The organism is Mycobacteriales bacterium (assembly GCA_030697205.1).
Taxonomy (GTDB): Bacteria; Actinomycetota; Actinomycetes; order Mycobacteriales; family SCTD01; genus JAUYQP01.
In genome coordinates, this window is record JAUYQP010000049.1 from 79,083 (window position 1) to 103,612 (window position 24,530).

The 24,530-nt window shown below is 71.0% G+C and carries 19 protein-coding genes and 3 pseudogenes; 13 read left to right on the forward strand and 9 right to left on the reverse strand.

What is annotated here, in order from left to right; translation table 11 throughout:
• Positions 1–117 precede the first annotated feature (117 nt).
• The 3 genes from Q8R60_16310 to Q8R60_16320 form a co-directional block, all read right to left on the reverse strand.
• A complete protein-coding gene (locus Q8R60_16310; protein ID MDP3714040.1) occupies positions 118–765 on the reverse strand; it encodes a DUF4143 domain-containing protein in 648 nt (215 codons plus the stop codon).
• 217 nt (positions 766–982) lie between these two features.
• Positions 983–4,273 carry an MMPL family transporter gene (locus tag Q8R60_16315; protein MDP3714041.1) on the reverse strand — a complete coding sequence of 1,097 codons (3,291 nt, stop codon included), beginning with the start codon at positions 4,271–4,273 and terminating at the stop codon, positions 983–985.
• A gap of 92 nt (positions 4,274–4,365) precedes the next feature.
• Entirely contained in the window at positions 4,366–4,947 is a 582-nt protein-coding gene (locus tag Q8R60_16320; protein MDP3714042.1) for a TetR/AcrR family transcriptional regulator, read from the reverse strand.
• A gap of 64 nt (positions 4,948–5,011) precedes the next feature.
• On the opposite strand from Q8R60_16320, the gene Q8R60_16325 reads away from it, so the two are divergent.
• A complete protein-coding gene (locus Q8R60_16325; protein ID MDP3714043.1) occupies positions 5,012–6,193 on the forward strand; it encodes a cytochrome P450 in 1,182 nt (393 codons plus the stop codon).
• 92 nt (positions 6,194–6,285) lie between these two features.
• Here Q8R60_16325 and Q8R60_16330 read toward each other — a convergent pair whose 3' ends face one another.
• The 3 genes from Q8R60_16330 to Q8R60_16340 form a co-directional block, all read right to left on the reverse strand.
• Positions 6,286–7,803 (reverse strand): PQQ-binding-like beta-propeller repeat protein, encoded by a 1,518-nt coding sequence (locus Q8R60_16330; GenBank protein MDP3714044.1) that lies wholly within the window; start codon positions 7,801–7,803, stop codon positions 6,286–6,288.
• Between the two features lie 108 nt (positions 7,804–7,911).
• Positions 7,912–8,913, reverse strand: a complete 1,002-nt coding sequence (locus tag Q8R60_16335) for an MBL fold metallo-hydrolase (protein MDP3714045.1) — start codon at positions 8,911–8,913, stop codon at positions 7,912–7,914.
• 453 nt (positions 8,914–9,366) lie between these two features.
• The gene (locus Q8R60_16340) at positions 9,367–9,966 is read right to left on the reverse strand and encodes a TetR family transcriptional regulator (protein MDP3714046.1); all 600 of its coding nucleotides are present in this window, start codon (positions 9,964–9,966) and stop codon (positions 9,367–9,369) included.
• 177 nt (positions 9,967–10,143) lie between these two features.
• On the opposite strand from Q8R60_16340, the gene Q8R60_16345 reads away from it, so the two are divergent.
• The 6 genes and pseudogenes from Q8R60_16345 (at position 10,144) to Q8R60_16370 (ending at position 16,164) form a co-directional block, all read left to right on the forward strand.
• Entirely contained in the window at positions 10,144–11,424 is a 1,281-nt protein-coding gene (locus Q8R60_16345; protein ID MDP3714047.1) for a cytochrome P450, read from the forward strand.
• Positions 11,425–11,460: 36 nt separating this feature from the next.
• A complete protein-coding gene (locus Q8R60_16350) occupies positions 11,461–11,652 on the forward strand; it encodes a ferredoxin (protein ID MDP3714048.1) in 192 nt (63 codons plus the stop codon).
• A gap of 7 nt (positions 11,653–11,659) precedes the next feature.
• Positions 11,660–12,853 carry an FAD-dependent oxidoreductase gene (locus Q8R60_16355; protein ID MDP3714049.1) on the forward strand — a complete coding sequence of 398 codons (1,194 nt, stop codon included), beginning with the start codon at positions 11,660–11,662 and terminating at the stop codon, positions 12,851–12,853.
• A gap of 41 nt (positions 12,854–12,894) precedes the next feature.
• A complete protein-coding gene (locus Q8R60_16360; protein ID MDP3714050.1) occupies positions 12,895–13,539 on the forward strand; it encodes a hypothetical protein in 645 nt (214 codons plus the stop codon).
• Positions 13,540–13,652: 113 nt separating this feature from the next.
• A pseudogene (locus Q8R60_16365) lies at positions 13,653–13,900 on the forward strand (MBL fold metallo-hydrolase).
• 941 nt (positions 13,901–14,841) lie between these two features.
• Complete coding sequence (locus tag Q8R60_16370; GenBank protein ID MDP3714051.1) at positions 14,842–16,164, forward strand: ISL3 family transposase; 1,323 nt, start codon at positions 14,842–14,844, stop codon at positions 16,162–16,164.
• A 26-nt stretch (positions 16,165–16,190) separates the two neighbouring features.
• On the opposite strand, the gene Q8R60_16375 is transcribed toward Q8R60_16370, so the two are convergent.
• Positions 16,191–17,780, reverse strand: a complete 1,590-nt coding sequence (locus tag Q8R60_16375; GenBank protein MDP3714052.1) for a CocE/NonD family hydrolase — start codon at positions 17,778–17,780, stop codon at positions 16,191–16,193.
• 241 nt (positions 17,781–18,021) lie between these two features.
• Between Q8R60_16375 and Q8R60_16380 the strand changes: the two are divergent.
• Together Q8R60_16380 and Q8R60_16385 are read left to right on the forward strand one after the other, a co-directional pair.
• Positions 18,022–18,144: pseudogene (locus Q8R60_16380) on the forward strand (MarR family transcriptional regulator).
• Between the two features lie 52 nt (positions 18,145–18,196).
• A pseudogene (locus tag Q8R60_16385) lies at positions 18,197–18,385 on the forward strand (MFS transporter).
• Here Q8R60_16385 and Q8R60_16390 read toward each other — a convergent pair.
• Together Q8R60_16390 and Q8R60_16395 are read right to left on the reverse strand one after the other, a co-directional pair.
• Positions 18,349–18,702: a hypothetical protein gene (locus Q8R60_16390; GenBank protein ID MDP3714053.1), complete on the reverse strand. Its 354-nt coding sequence runs from the start codon at positions 18,700–18,702 to the stop codon at positions 18,349–18,351. The pseudogene Q8R60_16385 and the gene Q8R60_16390 overlap by 37 nt on opposite strands.
• On the reverse strand, positions 18,699–19,844 hold the full coding sequence (locus tag Q8R60_16395; protein MDP3714054.1) for an acyl-CoA dehydrogenase family protein: 1,146 nt from the start codon (positions 19,842–19,844) through the stop codon (positions 18,699–18,701). The genes Q8R60_16390 and Q8R60_16395 overlap by 4 nt, the downstream gene beginning before the upstream one ends.
• A gap of 91 nt (positions 19,845–19,935) precedes the next feature.
• On the opposite strand from Q8R60_16395, the gene Q8R60_16400 reads away from it, so the two are divergent.
• From Q8R60_16400 to Q8R60_16415, 4 genes are read left to right on the forward strand one after another with little or no spacing between them, the layout of a single operon-like run.
• On the forward strand, positions 19,936–20,526 hold the full coding sequence (locus Q8R60_16400) for a TetR/AcrR family transcriptional regulator (GenBank protein ID MDP3714055.1): 591 nt from the start codon (positions 19,936–19,938) through the stop codon (positions 20,524–20,526).
• Positions 20,526–21,026: a PaaI family thioesterase gene (locus tag Q8R60_16405; protein ID MDP3714056.1), complete on the forward strand. Its 501-nt coding sequence runs from the start codon at positions 20,526–20,528 to the stop codon at positions 21,024–21,026. Before Q8R60_16400 ends, Q8R60_16405 begins: the two co-directional genes overlap by 1 nt.
• Positions 21,023–22,087: a BtrH N-terminal domain-containing protein gene (locus Q8R60_16410; GenBank protein MDP3714057.1), complete on the forward strand. Its 1,065-nt coding sequence runs from the start codon at positions 21,023–21,025 to the stop codon at positions 22,085–22,087. Before Q8R60_16405 ends, Q8R60_16410 begins: the two co-directional genes overlap by 4 nt.
• Positions 22,084–24,426, forward strand: a complete 2,343-nt coding sequence (locus tag Q8R60_16415; GenBank protein MDP3714058.1) for an MMPL family transporter — start codon at positions 22,084–22,086, stop codon at positions 24,424–24,426. The genes Q8R60_16410 and Q8R60_16415 overlap by 4 nt, the downstream gene beginning before the upstream one ends.
• The last annotated feature ends 104 nt before the right edge of the window (positions 24,427–24,530 follow it).

The following is a 24,530-nucleotide window of genomic DNA, read 5'->3' on the forward strand; positions in this document are numbered from 1 at the left end:
AGGTGATCGGGATGACGTGGACTCCGTCAGGCCGGCGCCCGGCATGGCCGGTGCTCGTGATCACAGCGAGTGCAGCCGATTCGCCGTGACGGGCGGTGTACACACTCGACGCGAACTTCAGCAGGGAGGCGGCAGCGACGTCTGTCGCCTGGGGGTTGAGCTTGACCTCGAAGGCCGCCCACCGTCCTCCGGGCAGCGTGACGACGGCGTCCACCTCGCGGCCGTTGGCGTCGCGCCAGGACTCGACGATGCCTCCGAGTGGTTGTGAGTCGACCCCAAGTCGCGTATGACCATCGCCTCGAAGTGGAAGACAGCCGCCTCGAGGTCCGCGAGCAGCTCGGCGCTGCCGATGCCGAGAGCCGCGGGGTGTTGAGCGCCACGTTGGTTGACGAAGTACCGGACCGGCGCGCTGCGGAGTCGGGTGCGGGAGCGCATGTGCGGACGCCAGGCTTCGCTGGCCTCGGTCAGGATGAGCCGCTCGAGGGCGTCGAGGTAGTTGTGCAGGGTCTCGGGGGCAACGGGTCCACGATCGCCCCCGACGTCCTGCTCCAGCTCGGTGCGCTTGGCTGGCTGGCCAACGGATCTGGCCAAGGACTCCAGCAGGCGCCTGACGTTCCTGGGGTTCCGCTGGGGGCCCATGGCAGGGACGTCCACCTCGCTGATGTGCTGCACGTAGTCGCCGGGCCACGCCCTGGCTTCCGCTTCACCGACGCCGAGGAGGCCCGGCCACCCTCCGATCACGACGCGTTCCATCAGCTCCGGCACAGGGAGCTCGATGGCCTGTCCCGTGCATCGCCTTCCGGAGCAGCGCGAAGGCCGGCGCGTCGCCTGAGCCGCGCGACCCGGAGGGATGGAACGGCGGCTGGCAACCTCAGTCGTCCCCTTCAGGGCGACCGACCGCGACGCCCTCTCCGTCGCCGACGTCCTTCTTCTCGAGACCGGCCGGCCGACCTCGGCGGCTGCGCGTCGAGGTGCTGAGGGATCAGGGAGTGCGTTGCAGGGTTGTGGTGACGTCGCTGTCGAAGGGCACGCCGTTGTAGCTGCCCTTGAACACCTGGTGTTCGGTGCCGACCATGCCGAGCTCGGCGATCCAGCAGGACGTGGTGTCCTGCGTCCCCTGCGCATCACCGCGGTAGGTGGAACGGGAGTGCAGCTCGTAGCAGGTGTGGGTCATGCCGGAGACGGTGAGGCTCTTCGTGCCGAGCACTGTCGTGTCGGTGTGGCCTTGGACGCTGCCGAGTGTCCAGTCGCTGCTCCAGGTGGCGTCCTGCTGCACCGGCCATCGAATGAGGTCCTGGGGCGGGTCGAACTGTCCGCCGTAGGACAGCCCGGCTGAGGACATGTCGGTGGCGAGGAGCTGGACCCGCGCGGCGGAGTACCGACGGTCGTACTGGGAGGTCCCGCCGTTGGTCTCTGTGCGCAGTCGCAGCTCTGGATTGTCCGCGCTGCCGCCGGTCCGGCTGACCTGGGTAGTGGCCTGCTCCTGGAACGGTTGTTCGCTTCCCGCGGCACCGACCTTGCGGGTGCCCCGCGCGTCGTAGACCCATCCGCCGGTGGCCGGCACGGCGATGCGGGTGGGACGGGACGGGCCGACTGGCGATGGACCTGACGCAGCGGTGGTGCGCGTCGGTGCTGTGGTAGCGGAACGCGGGGCGGCCAGGGCCGCTTCGGTCGGCGACGGGTCGATGCGGGTCGGCTGGCCTGCAGTGCCGCCGCTTGGCGCGATCGGTGCGGCCGTCGTGGGGGTCGGTGTCACGGCCCCCGCCGACGGTCGGGTTGCGGCGACCGTCGGCAGCCCACCCGCCGGAGTGCCGGACACGAGTACGAGCCCGAACGTGGCAGCGAGGATCGCCGCCAGGGCCGTGACCCCCGTGGTCTGCAGTCGACGTGGTGTCCAACTGCGGCCGGCGCGCACGGGGCTGCCCTCGGGCCAGAACGCCCACCGCCCGAGCAGGATGACCAGGGCCGGCACGAGCAGCGGGCGGACGACGAAGGTGTCGAGCAGAACGCCGAAGGCGACGGCGATGCCGACCTGCTGGAGGGTGGGGATGGGTGCGAACGCGAGCGCGGCGAAGGTGCCGGCCAGGATCAGGCCGGCGTTGCTGATGACCGGTCCGGTGGCGATGAGCCCGCGGACGGCCGCGTCGGTGATGGTGGCGCCGGCGTCGCGTTCCTCGCGGATGCGGCTGGTGATGAAGATGTTGTAGTCCGAGCCGAGCGCAACCAGGATGACCATGAGGAACGCCGGTAGGTAGAACGCGACGCCGTCCTGGCCGAGGACGAACCGGCCGACGAGCGCTGCCACCCCCAGCGACGCCGTGTAGGACAGCAGCGCCGTGCCGACCAGCAGTGCGGGCAGCAGCAGTGACCGGAGCAGGAACGCCAGGACGAGCAGGATGGCGAGGCTCAGGACTACGGCGATGCCCAGGAAGTCCTGGGTCGCGGTCCTCTGGATGTCACCGAACACCGCGGCCGGACCCGCGACCGCGACCTGCGCGCCGGTGAGCGCCGACCCGGCGAGTGTCTGCTCGGTGACGGCGCTCAGACGCCGGGCGGTCTGCTGTGCCCCCTCCCCGAACGGCGCTTCGTCCAGAAGCACGATCAACCGGGTCGACTGCCCGTCCGCGCCGTTGAACAGCGACACGGTCTTGCCCAGCTGCGGATAACGCGCGAGGACGTCCTCGGTCAGCCGCAGCCCGCGCGCGGAGGCCAGCGCGTTGTACAGCGGGGTGACGTCCACCTTGTTCGGGTCGAGCCCGAGGGCGCGCAGGTCGCCGCTCGGCCCGCCGGGTGAGGCACGGCCGGTCAGCGGTTCGCCGGCGGGTTGGGTCGCTGACCGCACCTGCGCGACGCCTGGGGTGGCCCGCAGGGCGTCGGTGAGCCGGTCCACCGCCGACAGCCGACTGCCGCTGCTGATCGGCTCGGCACCGGACACGATGACCGACAACGGGGCGGAGGCACCGGCGGGGAAGTGCCGGGCGACGGTGCTCGCTCCGGTCCTGGCTTCTGCGCCAGCAGGCAGCTCGGCGAGCAGATCGGTCGAGGTGTGGATCGCGGCCATCCCGGCGGACAGCAGGACCATGGGGATGACGGCGGCGAGGGCGGCCTCGGCCGGCCAGCGTCGAACCAGCCGGCCCAGGCGCTCCCAGCGGGGGTGCGGGACCGGTCGGGCGGACCGGACGGTGTCCATCGGCGCCGGCCAGAACGCATGCCGGCCGGCCAGCTGCACGATCGCGGGTGTGAGCGTCAGCGCGGCCAGCACGGTGATGACGACCGACAGTCCGATGGCGGGCCCCATCGTCCGGTAGAAGCCGAACTTCGCGGTGAACTGGGCCAGGAACCCGATCACCACGGCAGCGCCGGAGGCCACGATGACGCCCGTCATGACGTCCGTCGTACGGCGCAGGGTTGCCGTTGGTGTCTCGGACTCGGACAGCTCGGCGCGATACCGGGACACCAGGAACAGGCAGTAGTCGGTGCCGGCGCCGAAGACCAGCACGAGCATGAACGTTGCGGCCAGGCTGGCCACCTGCAGGCCGGCCTGGGCCAGCAGCGCGACCGCTGACTCGGCAACGAGGAAGGCCAGGCCGATGGTCACCAGCGGGATGGCGGCCGCCACCACCGAGCGGTAGACGAGCAGCAGGATCGCCACGACCAGCAAGACGCTGACGACTCCGACCCGAAGGAACGTCGTCTTCAACGCGCTGTCCTGGTCGGCGCCCACCCCGGCCAGGCCGGTGACCTGGTGGGTGAGTCCGGCCGGTGCCGCGCGCAGCTCGCGGCGCAGCTGGCGCACCGACTCGATCGTCGTGTCGGCGAAGGCCCCGGTTCGGTAGCCGACGACGATGAGCTCGGCCTGACCGTCCGGGGAGCGCAGCGACGATGCGAGCCGGCTGTCCTCGCCGACGGCGAGGACCTGGGATACCCCGCTGTCAGGCGCGCGCGACGCGGTCCGCAGCCGGCGGCCGAGATCGGCGGCGTAGCTGCGGTCGGCGGCTGTCAGCCCACCGGGCCGGGCGAGGACCACGACCGCGGAGTTGACAGACGGGTCCTGCGGGAACAGCCGCCCCAGCTGCTCGGTGGCCAGCTGGGAGGGTGACCCCTGCGGCAGGAAGACGGCCTGGTCCTGCACGCTCACCTTGGCCAGCGACGGAGAGGCCGCTACCAGGCCGACAGCAAGCATTACCCAGGCCAGCACCACCCAGCGGGCGTGTCGCTGCGCGAACCCGGACAGGCGAGGCAGTGCCCCCGCCAACCGTTCGCTGGTGGCCACGCATCCACCTCCTCGCGACGACCGGCTGGACGCCCATATTGTACTAGAAGTACAATATGGGCGTCCAGGCTGGAGGACCGGTGGGGTGGGTGTCAGCGGGGGCGCAGCCCGTCGAGCAGGACGGCGATGACGGCGCCGGCCGCGTCGTCGACCGCCATCGTCTCCTTGGACAGGAGCTTGGCCAGGCCGGTCACCGTCACCGCGCCGAACAGCACCAGCGCCACCGCGTCGGCGTCGGCGACCGCAGCGAGGGATCCGTCGGCGGCTCCCTCTGCGAGCAGGTGCGCTACGGGTGCGTGGTAGGCGTCCCTGATGGCAGCGGCGATCGCCGGCATCCGGCCGGCACGTCCCAGCTCCCCGGTCAGCGCCCGGCAGACGGCAGGCTGCTCGGCCATCACGCCGAGCTGGGCCGTGACGACACGGCGCAACCGTTCAGCGGCTGTGCCCTCACTCTCGACGCCGATGGCAACCTCGTCGGCGATGCGCCGCAGCAGGTCCTGGAACAGGAAGGCAAGGATCTCCTCCTTGCCCGCGAAGTAGTAGTAGAGCGTCGCCTTGGGCACGCCGGTGGCCGCGGCCACGTCTTCGATCTTGGTCTGGTCGACCCCGCGGTCGGCGAACAGCTCCGCGGCGGCGGACAGCTTCCCCGCGATCTGTCCCGGCACCGGACGCATTGACACTCCCTGCTCGTCGTGTTCAGACTGCGAGTACAAACCTTCGCTGAGTTGGGACGCCAGCATGGCAGTTGACACCGCTCTGTACGACCCGTTCGACTCCGATGTCCAGGATGACCCGTACCCGGTCTACCGGACCTTGCGCGAGGAGCAGCCGGTCTACCGATCGGCGCCGGGGCGGTCGTGGGTGCTGAGTCGGTACGACGACGTCGACACCGCCCTGCGCGACCCGGGCACGTACTCGTCCGCGAAGGGGATCTTCCCGACCCCGCCGGGGGTGGACCTGACCGACCTGTTCCTGCCGATGATGATCATGATGGACCCGCCGCGGCACACCGGGATGCGGACGATCGTCAGCCGCGCGTTCACCCCGCGGCGGATCGCCGGGCTGGAGCAGTCGGTCCGCTTCCTGGCCGACGAGCTCCTCGACGACCTGACCGGCGAAGGGTCCGGTGACGTCGTGGCGCAGCTGGCCGGCCCACTCCCAGCGATGGTGATCGCAGACCTGCTGGGCATCCCCCGGGACGACCGGGAGCAGTTCCGGGGTTGGTCCTCGACGCTGGTGCAGTCCAGTCCGGTCCACGGCACCTTCGGGCCAGGTCTGGCTGCAGCGGCATCGCTGTACGAGTACTTCACCGGCTTCCTGAACGAACGCCGACGGGCACCCCAGGACGATCTGCTGTCCGCGCTCGTCGCCGCCGACGTGCACGGCCAGCAGCTCACCGACGAGGAGCTGCTCGGCTTCTGCCTCCTACTCCTCGTCGCCGGGCACGAGACCACGACCAACCTGCTCGGCAACGCCGCCGTCGTGCTCGCCCAGCACCCCGATGCGCGCCGGGCCATGGCCGCCGATCCCGCCATGATCGATCCTGCCGTCGAAGAGCTCCTTCGCTACGACTCACCGGTCCAGGGCCTGTCACGGACCCTGACCCGAGACGTGACGGTGCACGACACCCGGATGGACGCCGGCGACACCGTCCTGCTCCTGTTCGGATCAGCCAACCGCGACGACCGGGCGTTCGCCGACCCCGACACCTTCGACATCACGCGGCACAGCGACCGGCAGGTCGCGTTCGGGCGCGGGATCCACTTCTGCCTCGGTGCCTCCCTCGCCCGGCTGGAGGCCCGCATCGCACTCGAGGGTCTGCTCCGCCGGATCCCCGATTGGCAGGTGGACCTCGACAACGCAACCCGGCTGCGGTCCGGACCCATCCGCGGCTACTCCGCCCTCCCTCTCACCTGGTGAACTCGCGCCAAAGCAGACGGCACGGTGCCGGCCGTCGAGCTCGGCAACCGCAACGCCGGTAGCGGCCAGGCAGCAGCGCTGGCGCGAGCCGTTCAGCGCTGGTAGGCGACCAGCGCGTTGCCCGCTGCGACGTAGACGGTGTTCCGGGCGACGGCGACTCCGCTGCTGGTCACGGCGACGGCTGGCTGCCCGGAGTCCGCGAGGACCGGACGGCGGAGCAGGGGCAGGCCGGTGGAGGCATCGAACGCGTCGACGAAGCCGTTGCCGTCGACGGTGTAGGCGACGCCGTTGGCGACCGTTGTCGACTGGTAGTGGACGCCGTCCGCGACGGGGCTGGCCCAGCCGAGCGCGCCGTCGTCACGGCCCCGTGAGAGCATGACGCCGCCAGGGGTCCCGACACCGAGGATCGAGCTGCCGTCGAAGGCAGTCGCTGCGGCGTTGCACGCGGGACACGATGCGCCGAATGCCGCCTGCCAGGCCGGCGCCATCGAGTCGGCGTCGGCGACGTGGTAGATCCCGGACTTCTGCAGGTCGCCGATCAGCAGCCGACCGGAGCTGTCCCGGAACAGGTTGGGCGGCGCCCCGAAGTCGAGGTCCAGCTGCAGGCACGGCGCGCTGTTGCCCACCACCAGCTGCAGCGCGGGCTCCTCGCCGACGGCGTCGCACACCGGATCGATCAGATCACGGAACGCTGGCGAGAGCTGGTCGATGTTGCCCTTGTACGACCCCACGATGTCGCCGAAGGTCGGCCCGCGGTTGAGGTCGACCTTGATGATCGCGTTGGTGTTCGGGTGCTCGATCTTCTTGCTGTAGGGGTTGGCCGTGCCCATGTAGGCGAAGCCCTGCTCCTCGTCGATCGCGGGTGCCGTCCACACCCCGCCACCGGCGTAGCCCGCGGCGAAGTCGGCGTCCGGGACGACGTAGCTCCGGTCGAGGATCCGGCCGGTGCGCAGGTCGAGCAGCGCGTAGCCGCCTCGCGACGCCGGGTTCCCCTCGGGTGCGGAGAAGCCGAAGACCAGGATCCCGTCGTGCACCACCGGAGTGGCGTTGGTGTAGTAGCCCGGCGACGTCTCCACCGGCCGGCTGCGCCACGCCACAGCACCGGTGACCTGGTCGAAGGCGATGGCGTAGGGACCGCTGTCGCGGTTGACCAGTGCCACGAGGAGGCCGTCCGCAGCGACCGGCGAGCTGACGAAGTCGCCGCCGAGGCCGGCCAGGGGGACCTCCTCGTGGTGCTGCCAGACCAGCTCGCCGGTGTCGGCGTTGAGGGCGATCACATCGCCGGCTGCGGTGTTCAGGTAGACGCAGCCGGACGACACGATGGGAGTTCCGTTGAGGTCCCCGAAGCCGAGAGACGCACCTCCCGTGGAGAACGACCACACCGGGGTCAGCAGTGGCACCTCGGCTATGCCGATCGTGGTCTCCGCCGGCTGGGTGCGCGTGTTCGACAGGTCGGCCCCGAACGTCGCCCACTCGCCGCCAGAATGCTCGGCAGGCGCGCAGGCCCCGGTCGCGGCAGCGGCGGGGAGCGCGGCCGCGCCGGCCGCGATGAGGCCGACTGCGATGCAGAGGCGGAGAACGGTCGACCCGGCGGCTGGGCGGTTTATCATGATTTGTCTTTTTCGCGCCGAGGGCCCCCGTCTCCTGCTGCACCGGCAGTACTTTCTTGTGACAGCCACCGGCCGCAACTGCCGACATGGACGTCAGACGAGCCCCTTTCAGGAGCGAGCTGGTCGGGCTGACGTCGCGGGACCGCCGCCGGGGGATGCACTCGCGGTGCTCCACGTCCGGGCTGGGCCGGCCGTCGAGCGGAGCTGCCCACGGTGTCGCAGCAGGACCAGGTGGGCGAGCGTCTCAGCTGCTGCGAGCCGCTGCATGATCGGGTCGATGTCGTCCCAGGGGCGGGACCACTCCAGGTGCTGCGCCACCTGCCAGGCGCTCCTGCCGGGATGGGTGGCCACGGCTCGGTGGGTGGCTGTCAGGCGTTCCTCATGGTGCGCGAGGAGGTCCGCCACTCGGAGGTCGAGGCCGGTGAACCGGTGCTCGTGGGCGGGGAGCACTTCGCGGACGTTCTCGGCCAGCGCAGCGATGCGGGCGAGCGAGGCCAGGAACTCCCCGAGCGCGTCGTGGTCGGGGCTGCCGTGCAATCCGACCGTGCTGGTGATGCGCGGCAGGACGTGGTCGCCGGTGAAGAGCAGCTCGTCCGTACGGTCGTGCAGGCACACGTGCCCAGGTGTGTGTCCGGGAGTGTGGATGACGGTCAGGCTGCGCCCCCCGAACGTCAGCTGCTGGCCGTCGCTCAGCAATCGATCGGGCGGTTCGGCAGGTGTCAGGTAGTCCTGTGCGTTGGCGATGAGCGCAGGTGAGACCTCCAGGTCTGGGGCGCCAGCGCTGGCGAACAGCTCGCGAGCGGCGCCCACCAGTGCCGGCAGGCCGACGTCGGCGTCGGCGTCGAGCAGTTCGGCGTCGGCCGGGTGCAGGGCGACCCAGGCGCCGGAGGCCTTCCGAACGCGGTGCGCCAAGCCGTAGTGGTCCGGATGCACGTGGGTGGCGACGACGGCTGTGACGTCGCTGATCTGGTGACCTGTCGTGCGGATCCCGTCGAGCAGCGCGCCCCAGGCCGTGTCGGTGTCCCAGCCGGCATCGATGAGCGCCAGCCCGTCGTCGTGAGCGAGGGCGTACACCAGGACGTACCGCAGCGGGTTGTTCGGTAGCGGCACCGGGATGCTCCACAGGTCTGGACGCACCTGCTCGAGCGGGGGCAGCCGACCGGCTGCCCACGCCTGGCGTTGCACAGCCCCGACGAGCGAACCTCCGCCTTCCGCACGAGGTCCTGCTCCGGACGAGCTCACCGTGACAGGCCGCTGATCGTCACGGCTCCGAACAGCGCCGCAGCCGCGGTAGGCGGATCGCCGTTGGGTGCGAGCGAGCTGTCGCGATCTCCGGGATCCGCCCGACCCCGCCGAGGTCGCCGACCAGGGCTCGGCACAAGGCGGGCTTCCATCTGGGTGGGGACCGTGCGCACGTGGCACCCTCCGACTTCTGGTTCAGACTGCAAGTCCAAGCCGAGTGTGGGTCAGGCGGGGAGAGGAAGCAATCCGCGGCTACTCCCGGCTGCCCGTCTCCGGGTGAGACGCAGGACCGCCTCGCGCCGCTTGCGCCTCTCCCGCAGGTCAGGGCGGGTCGAGGCGCAGGCAGCGCAGAGCAACTCGTGTGAGCCGGCGGGCGGTCCCGGCGCGGTCTTCCGCCGGAAGGACGAGGTGGCTGACCGCGAGCCGGGCGAGGGCGTCGGCGCTGTCGGCGAGGTCTTCTGCGTCCAGTTCAGGGACGTGGCCGCGAAACCACACCAGGAGGGTGTCGGTCGCGGCCGACAGGATCGGCGCGGAGCGCGTGGTCAGCAGAGGCAAGGCATCGTTGTCGCCAGCTCGGGCGGACGTCAGGATCCCGCGCAGCAACGGGCTGGCATCCGCCTCGGCCAGCATGTACTCCACCGCGGCGAGGACCCCGGCGGCGATGTCCGTCGGGTGCTGCTCGAGCGCCTGTGCGATGCCGGTCAGGAAGCGCTCGGTCTCGCGGAGGATGAGCGCTTCGCCGAGGCCCTGCTTGTCGCCGAACTCCTTGTACAGCGTCGGCCGGGACACCCCGGTCTGGGCGGCGACCTCGCTCATCCGGACCTGCGACCACCCCTTGTCGACGGTGAGTGCGTGAGCGGTGTGCAGCGCCTGCTCCCGCACCTGGCGGCGGAAGCTCAGCCGCAGCGGCTCGACGGTCATCCAGTCAGTCTGCCCTGTTGTCGCGTCGTTGGCGATTGCTGTCGTGACGGCACGCTGTTGACGGAATCTGTGAGAACGTCCGTTTGTGACAGTGTGTGATTTCAAGTCGTAGTCTTGACATTCTGCTGATATATGTCAACGTATGTGCCGCCGCCTGCCCCACCTTCTGGAGCCGTCATGACCACCGTCGACCATCCGCGCACGAGCCGTCCGTACGACGCCCGGGACATTTCCTCCAAGGCGTTCTGGACCCAGACCGCGACCGAGCGGGAGCAGACCTACGCCGTGCTGCGGGCCGAGGCCCCGGTCAGCTGGCACCCGCCGGTCGAGGACATGCTGATGGAGGACCCGGAGGACCGGGGCTTCTGGGCGGTCACCCGGCATGCCGATCTGGTGGAGGTCACCAAGCGGCATGACGACTTCCTGTCCGGCGAGGGCATCGTGATGGAGTCGATGCCGCAGGAGCTGCTGGACGCCGGCCAGGGGTTCATCGCGATGGACCCGCCGCGGCACACCAAGATCCGTCGGCTGCTCAGCTCGGCGTTCACGCCCAAGCAGGTCGCCCGCATCAACGACCAGATCGCCGCGAACGCCCGCCGCATCGTGGACGACCTGTCCTCCAAGGGCGAGGCCGACTTCGTGACCGACTGCGCCGCGCTGGTCCCGCTGCACAACATCTGCGACATGCTGGGCATCGACGACGAGGCCGACCGCGCCAAGATGTCGCACGAGTCGCAGTACGCCGGTGGCTGGAACGACCCAGAGCTCATGGGGGACCTGGACCCGCTCACCCGGTTGTTCGAGGCGACGCTCTACCTGCGCGAGCTGGCCGGCAAGCACATCGAGCACCGACGCGCCCACCCGGGCAACGACCTGCTGACCAGCCTGGTGCAGGCAGAGGTGGACGGCGAGCGGCTCACCGACGACGAGATCGTCTCGTTCTTCGGGCTGCTGACGATCGCCGGCAACGACACCACCCGGCAGAGCACCAGTCACGCGATGAAGGCCCTGACCGACTTCCCGGACCAGCGGGCGTGGTTGATGGAGGATCTCGACGGGCGACTGCCCGGAGCGGTCGAGGAGATGGTCCGCTGGGCCACGCCGATCATGACGTTCCGGCGCACCGCGGCGCGGGACTGCGAGCTGAACGGCCAGCAGATCAGTCAGGGCGACAAGGTCGTGATGTTCTACGCCTCCGCCAACTGGGACACCGAGGTCTTCGACTCCCCCGACCGCTTCGACCTCTCGCGCAGCCCCAACCCGCACGTCTCCTTCGGCGGCGGCGGCATCCACCACTGCCTGGGCAACCAGCTCGCCCGCACCCAGCTCCGCGCCATCTGGCGCGAGCTGCTCACCCGGCTGCCCGACATCGAGGTGTCCGGCGAGCCGTCCTATACCTACAGCACCTTCTTCCACGGCGTGAACCACCTGCCGGTGCGCTTCACCCCGGCCCGCTGACCCGCCCGCTGAACCCGGACTGCGAGAGGACCCGTCATGAAGATCGTGCTGGACGAGAGCAAGTGCTCCTCTCTGGGGATGTGCGAGTCCGTCGCCCCGGAGGTCTTCGAGGTCGGCGACGACGGCGCGCTCAACGTGCTGAACGCGACCCCGTCCGAGGACCAGCGGGCGCTGATGGAGGAGGCCGTTGCGGCCTGCCCGACCAGCGCCCTGAGCATCGAGGACTGACCGCCCGGTGACCGAGCAGCCTGCGTTCGTCGTTGTCGGTGCGTCGCTGGCCGGGCTGCGTGCCGTCGAGGCGGCGCGCAAGTCTGGCTACACCGGACCTCTGGTGCTGGTCGGAGCCGAGGAGCACCTGCCCTACGACCGGCCGCCGCTGTCCAAGGCCTTCCTGGACCCCGGCGACCCGCCACCCGTCCCGCAACACCGGACAGACGAGCAACTGCGCGAGCTCGACGTCGAGCTGCGCCTCGGTAGCGCCGCGACCGGGCTCGACACTTCGGCGCGCGAGGTCGTCCTCGCCGACGGGAAGCGGCTGCGCTACGCCCAGCTCGTGATCGCGACCGGGGCGCAGGCGCGGCAGCTGCCGGGCGAGCAGCTTCCGGGCGTGCACACGCTGCGCACCGTCGACGACGCCCGGGCCATCCGGTCCGCGATGGACTCCGGCTGCCGCACCGTCGTGGTCGGCGGCGGGTTCATCGGCTCCGAGGTCGCCTCGGCCGCCCGCAAGCGCGACCTGCCCGTCACCGTCCTGGAAGCCGCCCCGATGCCGCTGGTCCGCGCCGTCGGCGAGCACATGGCACCGGCCTGCGCGGCCCTGCACGCCCGGCACGGCACCGAGCTGCGCTGCGGGGTCGCTGTCGCCACGTTGGAGGGCGACGGCCACGTCGAGCGGGTGGTGCTGACCGACGGGCAGGTGCTGGCGGCGGACCTCGTCGTCGTGGGCATCGGCGCGGACCCGACGACCGGGTGGCTGCAGGACTCCGGGCTCGAGCTCGATGACGGGATCGTGTGCGACGCGACGCTGCGCGCGGCCGAAGGTGTCTACGCGGCGGGCGACGTCGCGCGATGGACCAACCCGCAGTTCGACCGGGTCATGCGGCTGGAGCACTGGACCTCGGCCGCCGAGCAGGGCGCCGCCGCCGCCCGCAACGCGCTCGATCCGGGCAACGCCACCCCGTACAGCACGGTGCCGTACTTCTGGTCCGACTGGTACACCGACAAGCTCCAGATGGTCGGCATCACCGCCGCGGACGAGGTGCACGTGGTCGGCGACCTTGACGACGAGCGGTGGGTCGCGCTGTACCGACGCGGCGACGCCCTCGTCGGCGCGCTGGCCCTCAACCTCCCCGGCAAGATCATGAAGTACCGGGCGATGATCGGCCGCCGGTCCGCCTGGAGCGACGCGATGTCCTTCACCGCCGCATGAACGAGGACAGGGAAGCGAACATTGCTAGCTCGCCCGTATCGGTGCCGGCCTGGGCCCCGCGCGCGCTGCTCGGCCTGGTCGCGGCGGTCCTGCTGCTCGTGCTCGTCGGGCTGGCCCTCCTGCTGCCCTACGTCCCGCAGCTGGCCCGCGCCGGCGCAGCCCTGCCCGACGCCGTGCGACTGGTCGAACGGGCTCCACAGACGTTGGAGCAGGTGGAGCGCATCGACGGCAACGTGCAGCGTGTCGTCCCGCCCGTGGTCGCCGTGACCGAGGACCTCACAGCTCTGTCCCCGCAGCTCGCCGAGCTCAACCAGCTCGCCGAGCGGCTGCGCGGCGACGTCGAACGGCTGCGCACCGGTGTCGCCCCGCTGACCGACAGTGCTGCCCAGCTCGCCGCCTTGGGCGACGACCTCGCTGGCCTGCAGGCGCGGCTGGACAGTCTTGGCGCGGATCTCGCGGCGCTGCAGGAGCTCCAGCAGCCGGTGCAGCAGCTGGCCGACACCGCCGGACCGCTTCCGGGCGCGTTGGAGCGGCTGAACGACTCGACCGCTGTCCTGCAGGACCTGCCCGCCTTCTTCGCTGCGCTGTCGGCCACGATGGCCCGGGTCGAGCAGCACGTCGCGAACCTCGACCGCAAGACCGGCCCGCCACCACCGACAAGCCCCCGCATCCCTCCGCAGGACTGACGGCCGGCGCGGCGATCGCCCCGGCCGGCACGCTCGGCCCGGCGCAGCTGCCGTTCGTGGAGATCAACGCGCTGTACCACCAGAACCCCCGGTGCGCCCCGCCCAAGCGCCTGTCCCGCCTATCGTCAGGATGCTCACTCGGCCGGGGGACCACGGTCGTTGCGCATCCGGACGGCGTGCTCGCTGATTACCTGATGTCGCTTCGTCGGCTGGAGGAGCTCGGCGAGCTCGCCGTGCTACCGGGCCATGGCCCTGAGTTGCCTTCCGCCGCTGCGGCGCACTACCTGGCGCACCGGGAGCAGCGGCTGTTGGCGACCAGCCGCGTCACGCCGGAGGCGGTGAGGACGTCGCCGTCCGGCAGCGTCGTCAGCGTCGGGTACCAGCGTCCGTACTTCATCGGGTCGACGGTGTGGAAGGCGCTGGTCTCAGGGTCGAAGATGCGGGTGGTGCGGAGCCCCTCGAGCTCGCCGACACCGAGGCCACCCACGCCGGCCACGTCCTCCGGCACGATCGCCCCAGTGCCGTAGAAGTCGGTCCCGCCAGCGATGAGGATGGTGCCGTCCGGCAGCTGCGACAGGTCCGAGCAGAACATGTCGTCGTCGTTCGCGGCGCTGTCGGCGGTCGGCGCGGTCGGGTCGGTCGGCAGGACCTGACCGACGATCGAGCCGACGAGGCCGTCGCCCGGCCGACCGGTGCCGATCGTGCCGCCCGGGTTCTCGAGCAGGGGGACCTCGTACTCCCCCGCCGGGTTGGCCCCGTTGGTGCCGGGCGCCAGCACGGTGAACTCGGGCGCCTTGCCGGACAGGTCCAGCAAGCGGGCCTGCGAGTCCCGCAGCACGCGCCCGGCCTCGAGCAGCACGGCGGTGTCGACGTTGCCCTCGGTGTTGTCGATCCCGTTCCAGTACAGGACCCGGCCGTCCGGAAGAACGGCGGTGCTGACGGCGGTCGGTCGACAGCTCACGTTGCCGTCGGCCTCCAGCTCGCAGCGCGGGCTCTTGCCGAACCCCTCGTCGAACAGCGTCGACAGGCGGCCGATCAGGCGGGGATCGTTCGGGTCGGCGGCAGAGGCGTTGACGTAGCCGACGCCGGGAACGGCGACGACTACGGCTGCCGCCAGGACGAGGGGAGAGCGATAGCGGCGAGGGGGCACAGGGTCCTCCGGGATCAGGGAAGAGTGAATATCCAGATTTCGGCTCCCCTGACGCTTCCGTGGGTCGCGATCTGAGCCGGAGACGCTGACACGCCGTTCCCCGCCTACGGTTCTTGCTGTCGAAGGCCAGAACCACAGTGCGGGAGAACGGCGTGCGTTCAGCAACGGTATGGGCTCGGCCGCTCGGGGTCGAGAAGACCACGGTCGAGCGGGTCGAGTACGACGAACAAGCCGGTGTGATCACGGCGCACGTGAAGCCGCATGAGCGGGAACGGCGACGCTGTCCGCAGTGCCGTCGTCGCTGCCCGGCCTATGACCGAGGCGAGGGCCGTCGCCGGTGGCGGGCGCTGGACCTCGGGACGGTCGTGGCGGAACTGGAGGCCGATGCGCCCCGGATCTCGGGCTGCGACCATGGCGGGCTGGTCGCGGCGGTGCCGTGGGCGCGGCATCACGCCGGTCATACTCGCTTCTTCGACGATCAGGTCGCGTGGTTGGCGGTGCAGACCTCCAAGACGGCCGTGACGCGGTTGATGCGGATCGCGTGGCGCACCGTCGGGGCGATCATCACCCGCGTTGTCGCGGACATCGACGCGAGCGTGGACCGGCTCGAGGGGTTGCGCCGGATCGGGATCGATGAGATCAGCTACAAGAAGGGCCACCGCTACATCACCGTCGTGATTGATCATGACAGCAAGCGGCTGGTCTGGGCCGCAGCCGGCCGCGACAAGGCCACGGTCAGGAAGTTCTTCGACGACCTCGGACAGGAGCGCAGCAAGCTCCTCACGCACGTCTCCGCCGACGGAGCGGAGTGGATCGCTGACGTAGTCAAAGTCCGTGCACCGCAGGCGATCCGCTGCGCTGATCCCTTCCATGTCGTGGCGTGGGCGACCGAGGCTCTGGACGTGCTGCGCCGGCAGGCCTGGAACGAGGCCCGGGCGATCGCCAGAACCGAACCGAAGGGACGCGCCGGCCGGCCTCGCAAGGACGGCACCCAAGCGTCCGGACCCCGTCCCGGACACGACCTCGCGAAGGCGCTCAAGGGTGCCCGCTACGCGCTGTGGAAGAACCCGGAGAACCTCACCGAGACGCAGCAGACCAAGCTCGACTGGATCGCCACCACCGACCCCCGGCTGCACCGCGGCTACCTGCTCAAGGAAGGCCTGCGGACCGTGTTCGTCCTGGGCCACAGCGACGGGCCCGACGCCGGGATCGAAGCCCTCGACACGTGGCTGAGTTGGGCGGCCCGCTGCCGCATCCCGACCTTCGTCGAGCTCGGCCGCAAGATCCGCAGACACCGACCCCAGATCGAAGCATCGATCCGCGAGGACCTGTCCAACGCCCTCGTCGAATCGACCAACACCAAGATCCGGGTCCTGACCCGCGTCGCGTTCGGCTTCCACTCCGCCGACGCCCTCATCGCCCTCGCCATGCTCAGCCTCGGCGGCCACCGCCCCGACCTCCCCGGCCGGACATAGAGACCCACGGTTCCGTCAGGAGAGTCCTATTTCGCGACCGCCCGGCCGGGGGTGACGGTCGGGACCCGCAGGCTCACGGCCACGTCCGCAGTGCCCGGGAGCCGCTGGGTGAGGTGCGCCGTGCTGTCGGTGGTGACCTGCAGCTCCAACGTGTGGCCGGCCGGCAGGGTGTAGGCCACCGCGGGCAGGTCGACGGTCAGCTCCTGCGGGTCGGCCGACAGGCCCGTTAGCCGCACCCCGACGTCCTGCAGGTTGAGCACCGCGCCGGACTCCTTGTCCACCAGCGACAGGAACAGGTCGGCGCCGCCCATACCGGTGACCGAGAGAGAGGCCGACGGGGTGCCCACGACCTCCAGCGGCTGCTTGCCCGCCTTCGTGATCGGGATGCTGAAGGTCGTCGGCCCGGCCGGGACGACCCGCGCGGTGGTCAGGGCGCCCAGGCCCCGGCCGGGGGAGGCCAGCAGGCCGGCCGGGTCGGTGACCGCGCCGGGCACGACGCCGAGCGCGGTGACGGCGCCACGGCCGGTCGCGGTGAGGCCACCGCTCGTCGGCCACTGCTTCAGGGAACGGAAGACGCCCTGGTTCGTGCGGTACTCGACGGCCGCTCCGGTGCGGGCCTTGCTGTTGCCGCGCAGGTAGCGGTCGAACCAGGTCAGGATGGCCCGGTCCAGGTGGGCGCGGTCGTCGGCCTTGGCGTAGCTGGCCGGGCAGCTCACGTGCCCACCGCAGAAGGCGATGAACTTCGCCGGGGCGCCGGTCGCCGCGACCTGGCGGTAGTTGGCCAGGCCCTCGTTGAGGTTGAACAGGGTGTCGACGCTGCCCTGCATGACCAGCGTCGGCACGGCCACCGGGTTGTCCTTGCCGTAGACCCCGAAGCTGGAGCCGCCGAAGAACTCGTCCGCCTGCGGGGTCAACCCGTTCTGCAGCAGCCCGGTGACCTCCGAGGTGACCAGGCCGCTGGAGTAGCCGCCGGTCTGGACCCCTGCGGCGCCGCCAGGGACACCGCCGGTCACCGAGGTGACTCCGGCGACGAACAGCAGCTGCGACCACAGCTTCGTGGGACCGTGACTGAACAGCGAGTAGCGCAGGTCGTTCCAGGCGATCTCCGGAGCCAGCGCGTCCAACCTGTCGTCGAACGCGGCGGTGGAGAACTGGATGCCGCCGGCGTAGGAGATGCCCGAGAAGCCGGCGAGCGGGTCACCGGGGCCGTTCTTCTTGATCTCCGGACGCCGCGCCAGCCAGTCCAGCAGGGCGGTCACGTCGCGGCCCTCGTACTCTGGCTTGTCGACGTGCACCTCGCCACCGGACTCGCCGAACCCGCGAGCGTCCCAGGTGAGCACCGCGTAGCCAGCGGCGACGAGCTTGGACAGCGTGCCGGTGCCCACGGCGGTCTCGCCGGCACCTCCCCAGCCGTGCGTGCGCAGCACCACCGGGACCGGCGACGTCCGGGACGCCCCCGGCGGCAGGAAGAGCGTGCTCTTGATCGGCGTGCCGTCGAAGGAGCGCACGACCTGGGTGCGGATCGTGGGTTCCGGAGCGGCGAGAGCGGGCGCGGCGGCCGCGCCGGCCACGAGCGCCGTGACCAGACCGAGGATGGTGCGGCGGCTGGCGCGCATGTGGGGGCTCCTGCGGAAGTCGGGGACTGTTGCCGGGACGTTCACCTGTTGTTTCCACGTGAGAGAGCGTTCTCCTGCCGGCCACGTGGCCCGACGAGGGTGATGCAGGTCACGGAACATCCCCTGACGACAGCAGCTTGTGTGCAGCATGCAACGACCTGACGCCGCGACGGCCGACGAGCGCACGTCGTAGGCGCTGCTCTCCAGCCTGCGCGCGGACGGCCCGTAACGACTGTCCACGCTGGCCGAGGTGGTGCGACTGGAACGCAGCACCGTCTCCCGTCAGCTGGCCGCACTGGAGCAGCGCGGGCTGGTGGAGCGCCGGCCGGACCACTCCGACCGCCGCGCGCACCTGCTGGCGTTGACCGACGACGGACAGCGCGTCGTCCAGACGACGCGCGCCCGCAGGCAGCAGTGTGTGTGTCGTTGGTTCTGCTCTGGCGGGCCTCAGTCAGAACATGACCGAGCTGGTCGCCTTCCGGGCCCTGCAGGGCCTTGGCGTCGGCGGGTTGATGGCGCTGTCGCAGGCGATCATCGGCGATGTCGTCCCGCCGCGCGAGCGCGGCCGCTACCAGGGCCTGATCGGATCGGCTTTCGGCGTCGCCACGATCGGCGGGCCGCTGCTCGGCGGCTGCCTGGTCGACAACGCCTCCTGGCGCTGGTGCTCGTCATCAGCGTGCCGATCGGCCTGCTGGCGATGGTGGTCGTGCAGCCGGCCCTGCACCTGCGCCTGGAGCGGCAGAACCACGCGATCGACTGGACCGGCGCCTCGCTGCTGGTGGCCGGCACGTCCGCGCTGCGTCGGCGTCGACCAGACAGCCTCGTCGAGTCCCGCGACACGCTCGTCGAGGTCGGCGGACTCCGCCGCCAGGTCATCCAGCAGCGCGTGCAACAGCGCGCGCTTCTCGGCGGGCGCCGTCACGCGTCGAAGCCGTCGAGCTTGGCGAGCACCTGGAGCATCACCTCATCCGCGCCACCGCCGATCGACAGCAGGCGGCTGTCGCGGAAGAACCGCGACGTCCAGGTCTCCTCCATGTAGCCGACGCCGCCGTGGAACTGCAGGCAGGTGTCGGCGACCTCGCGGATCAGCCGGCCGGAGACGAGCTTGGCCACCGTCGCCAGCCGGGTGGTGTCCTCACCGGCCATGTACGCCTCGGCGCACGCGTAGTTCTGTGCCTGCAGCAGGTCGGCCTGCGCGGAGAGCTCGGCCAGGCGGAAGGCGAGGTACTGGTTGCTCATCAGCGGCTTGCCGAACACCTCCCGCTCCTTGAGGTAGTCGCTGGTCCGGCGCAGCGCCCTCCGGACCGACGTGGGCACCCCGTATGCGGCGAACATGCGCTCGACGACGAACTGCGACATCTGCTGCTGGAAGCCGCGTCCCTCGACGCCGATGGTGTTCGCCACCGGCACCCGGACATCCACGAATGAGAGCTCCGCGGTGTCGGACGAGCGGTTGCCCAGCTTGTCCAGCTTGCGGGAGACGGCGAGCCCGGGCGTGGCGGTCTCCACGACGATCTGCGACATCCCGCGGTAGCCACCGTCGTCGGAGGTCCGGGCCAGCAGGCACAGCCAGTCGGCCTGCGTGCCGTTGGTGATGTAGAGCTTGCTGCCGTTGATGACCCACTCGTCGCCGTCCCGGACCGCGCGGGTGCGGATGGAGGCGACATCGGAGCCGGCACCGGCCTCGGTGACCGCGATCGAGCAGACCTGCGTGCCGGCGATGGCAGGCGCGAGGTAGCGCCGCTTGAGGTCGTCGCTGCCGAACTCGTGCAGCGACGGCGTGGCCATGCAGGTCTGCACCCCGATGGCCATCGGGATGCCGGCCGCCCCCGCCCGGGTGAGCTCCTCGCACAGGATCACGGTGTAGAGGTGATCGGCACCCTGGCCGCCGTACTCCGGGTCGTACTCCAGCCCGAGCAGTCCCAGCTCACCCAGCTTGGGAAACAGGTCGTGGGCGGGGAACGTGCCGTCCCGCTCCCAGTCGTCGACGTGCGGCGTGATCTCGCGCTCCACCACGTCGCGCACGACCTTGCGGAAGGCGGAGTGCTCCTCGGTGAAGCGCACGCGCAGAATCCTGTCTCGTCGGCCGGTGTGACCACGGCAACATAGCGCGCCAAGCGGAGGATGCATGCCGTCGTGATTGTATGTTCACCGGATGACTCTGAAGACGGTGCGGCGGACGCAGGCGGAGCGCTCAGCCACGACGCAGCGCCTGCTGCTGGACGCCACGGTGGCCTGCCTGGTCGAGCTGGGCTACGGCGGCACGACGACCTCTGCGGTGGCCGAACGGGCGGGAGTCTCGCGCGGCGCGCAGCTGCACCACTACGGCACGCGCCAGCGCCTGATGGGCGCGGCGGTGGAGCACCTGGCAGCCCGCCGACTGGAGTGGGTGCAGGACAAGGCCGGCCGCCTGCCCGACGACAGCACCCGCCCGCGCCGGGCGCTCGACCTGCTCTCCGAGGCTTTGTCGGGGCCGCTGTACGCCGCGACGCTGGAGCTGTACGTCGCCGCCCGCGTGGACAGCGCCCTCCACGAGGCGCTGGTGCCCGTCGAGCAGCAGCTCACGAGGGAGCTGCGCCGCCTCTGCCGGGAGTACGTCAGTGACGACCCGGTGCTGGTGCAGTTGACGTTGGACCTCCTGCTCGGTCGAGGCGTCGGCTCGCTGCTCAGCCCGGTCCGTCCGCAACGACAGCGGCAGCTGCTGGACGCCTGGGCCGGCGTCGTGGCGGCGCGAGGTCGGTCGTGATGGCGTCTGACCCGATCGTGCAGCAGTGGGCGCAGGGCTTCTCGGCCTCCTCTGCGGTGTCCGGAGAGCCGGGGGACCGGCTACCGGCACACCACCCGCAGTGCGTGGGCTGCGGACCGGACAACCCGCACGGTCACCACATGCAGGTCTGGCGGGACGGAGACCGGGTGCGGACCCGCCAGGTGTTCGACCCCCGACACGTCGGCGCTCCCGGAATCGCACACGGTGGCGCGGTCGCCACGGTGCTGGACGACCTGTTCGGCTTCGTGCTGTACATCGTCGGCGACCTCGCGGTCACCCGGCACCTGGAGGTCGGGTACCTAGCGCCGGTGCTCCTCGGAGTGCCGTACCTGCTGGAGGCCGGCCTGGACCGGCGTGAGGGTCGCAAGCTGTTCGTCTCGGGCCGAGGGGTGGACCAGGACGGAGCGTTGGTGGTCGAGGCGAAGGCGGTGTTCATCGTGGTGGAGCTGGGACACTTCTCCAGAGGGGCTGCCTCGTGAGTCACGTGCTGCTGGACTACCGGCACCGCAGCGCCGGTCACTGCGGCTCCGGGGCTCTTCGCGACCTGATGGACTGGGCCGGGCTGGGCTGGGGCGGGCCACCGGCCGAAGGGCTGGTGTTCGGCCTGGGAGGCGGGCTCGACTTCTCCTACCTGCGCGTCCCGGGGCTCGTCCCGCCCGTGTACCTGGTCGGTCGCGGCGGTGACCTGGAGGTCGACCTGCTTGGGCGCCTGGGTGCGAGGGTCGACCTGCGCCGTACGGACGACCCGGTCCTCGGATGGCAGTGGGTGCGCGATGAGCTGGACGCCGGTCGGCCGGTGATGGTCTGGGCCGACATCGCCGAGCTGCCCTATCTGCGTGTGCGGCTGCAGATGAGCCGGCACGACATCGTGGTCGTCGGCTACGACGACGACGAGCAGATCGCGTACGTCGTCGACAACGACCGCGACGACGTGCAGCAGGTGCCGTACGACGCGCTCGCTCGCGCCCGCAGCTCCAGAGCGTTCCCGATGCCCACCCGCCACGCGACGTTCGTCGTCGAGTGGCCGAGCGAGCCGCCCGACCTCGGCGCCACCGCTGCCGAGGCGTTCGCGGCCTCCGCCCTCTCTTTGCGCAGCGGCGGCCCCGACCTGGTCGATCCGACGCTGCTGCCGGGCGGCTCGGTGATGGGCACCGGCCTCGACGGCGTCCAGCTGTTCGCTGACGACGTCGCCCGCTGGTCCGAGCTGTGGGACGACGAGACCCTGACCTCGGCGCTGCGCGCGCTGCCGGTCTTCGTCGAGAAGGCCGGGACGGGCGGCGGGCTCTTCCGACGGCTCCAGGCAGCGGCCTGCCACGACGTCGCGAGCCGGACCGGCAGTCACGCCGTCCGGGTCGCCGCGGAGGCCTACGACCGGTGCTCCGCGGCGTGGAGTGAGCTCGGCGCCGCGGCTGTGTCACCCGCTTCGCTGACCAGGCGCGCGCGTGATGCCGCTGCGGTGGCGCAGTCGCTGCCTTCGCTCGAGCGCGTCGCGGCGGACGCTCTGCAGGTCGCAGCCGACGATCTCCAGCACCAGCGGTGACGCCGCTGGAGCGGCTCGGTCGCTGGTGCGCCGCGCACGGCTGGCCGGTGGTCCTGGTGTGGGTGCAGGTGCTGCTGCTGGTCGTGGGCCTGGCGGTGGCCGTCGGCTCGAGCACGAGCGATGACTTCACCGTCCCGGGCTCGGGCAGCAAGCAGGCGCTCGACCTGCTCGCCGAGCGTTTTCCCGCCCGCGCCGGGGTGGAGGGTCTGCTGGTCCTGCACGCCGACGACGGCGATCTGCGAGCACCTGGGCCGCGGGCCGCCATCGTTGACGTCGCGGAGCGGCTCGACGATGCGCCCGACGTCACCTCGGTCGCGCTGCCCGAGGACCAGCGGGCCGGCGGCAGGATCAGCGCTGACGGCAGGACGGCGGTGATCGCGTTCGCTCTCGACAAGGCCTCCGGCGACGTCGATCCTGACGACGTCCAGCGGGTCCTGGAGGCGGCGGCGGCCGCGCGGGAAGCGGGCATCCGGACCGAGGTCGGCGGAGCGGTCGCTGTCGCGGCCAGCAAGCCGGAGACCGGCGCTGCGGAGGTCGTCGGGCTCACGGCCGCCGCGCTGATCCTGCTGATCGCGTTCGGTTCCGCCGTGGCGATGTCGCTGCCGCTCGTGACGGCGCTCGTGGGGCTGGGCATCGGACTGGCTGCGCTCAGCGCGCTCGGACCCGCCTTCGGCATCCCGTCCCTGGCGCCGAGCCTCGCCACGATGATCGGGCTCGGCGTGGGGATCGACTACGCCCTGTTCGTCGTCACCCGCTACCGGACGCAGCTCGCCGCGGGGATGCCGGTCCTGGACGCGGTCGCCCGCGCCACCGCCACCTCCGGCGCAGCGGTCGTGTTCGCCGGCGTCACGGTCATGATCGCCATCTGCGGCCTGGCCATCGCCGGCGTCCCTATCCTCGCGGCGGTCGGGTACGCCACCAGCCTTGTTGTCGCTCTGGCTGTCCTGGCGGCGATCACCCTGCTGCCGGCTCTGCTCGGCCTGGTCGGCACACGCATCGACCGGCTGCGGCTCCCATGGACGGGCCGCAGCACGGGCGCTGGGTGGCAGCGGTGGTCGCAGCGGGTCGGCCGCCACCCGTGGGTGTCCGTCGTGCTGAGCTTGACCATCATGCTCGGGCTCGCCGCGCCTGCGCTGAGCCTGCGTCTCGGGCAGCCCGACAGCGGCAGCGCCTCGACGAGCACTACCGAGCGCCGGGCGTACGACCTGCTCGCCGCCGGGTTGGGCCCAGGGACGAACGGACCTCTGCTCCTGGCGGTCGACCTGGCCAGTCCGGCGCGACCCGGACCGGAGCCCGCCGACGGCGAGGCAGCAGCGGCCTCAACCGACCCGCGGGGGAGCGACCCGCGTCTGGCCCGGCTCACGGATGCCGTCGCGGCGCTGCCCGGCGTGGCCAGCGTCGCGGCTCCTCTTGTCGGGCCGGACGGACGCGCAGCGATCGTCGTCGTCATCCCGACGACGTCGCCCCAGGACCCGGGCACCGAGGCGCTGATCCATCGACTGCGCGAAGACGTCCTGCCGACCGTCACGGCGCCCGGTGACGAGGTCCACGTCGGTGGACAGACCGCGATCTTCGTCGATCTCGCCGACCGCGTCGCCCAACGGCTGCCGTGGTTCATCGGCGCGGTCGTGCTGCTGTCCTGCGTCCTGCTGGCCATGGTGTTCCGCTCTCTGCTGGTCCCGCTGCAGGCCGCGGTCATGAACGTGCTGTCCATCGGCGCCGCGCTCGGCGTCGTCGTCGGCGTTTTCCAGAAGGGCGTAGGACTCGACCTCGTCGGGCTCGAGGAGCCCGTCCCGATCATCAGCTTCGTTCCGCTGATGATGTTCGCCATCTTGTTCGGCCTGTCGATGGACTACCAGGTCTTCCTGCTCTCCGCTGTGCGAGAGGCATGGCTGGACAGCGACGACAACCGCGAGGCCGTCACCACCGGACTGGCGCGGACCGGGCGGGTCATCACCTCCGCAGCGCTGATCATGATGGCCGTCTTCAGCAGCTTCGTCCTCAGCGACGACCCGCTGCTGAAGATCTTCGGGCTCGGACTCACCATCGCGATCCTGCTCGACGCCACCGTCGTGCGGTGCATGCTCGTCCCCGCCGTGATGGTGCTCTGCGGCCGGACGAACTGGTGGCTCCCGCCGACGCTCGATCGCCGCCTCCCCACGTTCGACCTGGAGAAGGGCCGGGCCGCCACCGACGAGGCCGCAGCCGGCGCAGCGCTCCCACCTGGACCTCGCGGTCAACGCGGTTTCCGTCGAGGTCAGCGGAAGGATGTCGGGAAGGAGGCGGCGGTCGGCGGTGAGGAGGGCATCGCGGTCGGCCGCTCCGACGGCGACGGCTGAGGCTGCCCATCGCCCGCCTCCCAGGCCTGGTCCAGGTACGGATCAGAGCCGAAGGGGTCCGCGTCTTCCACTGCACTGTCCGGTGCATCGGGGACCGGCTGGGG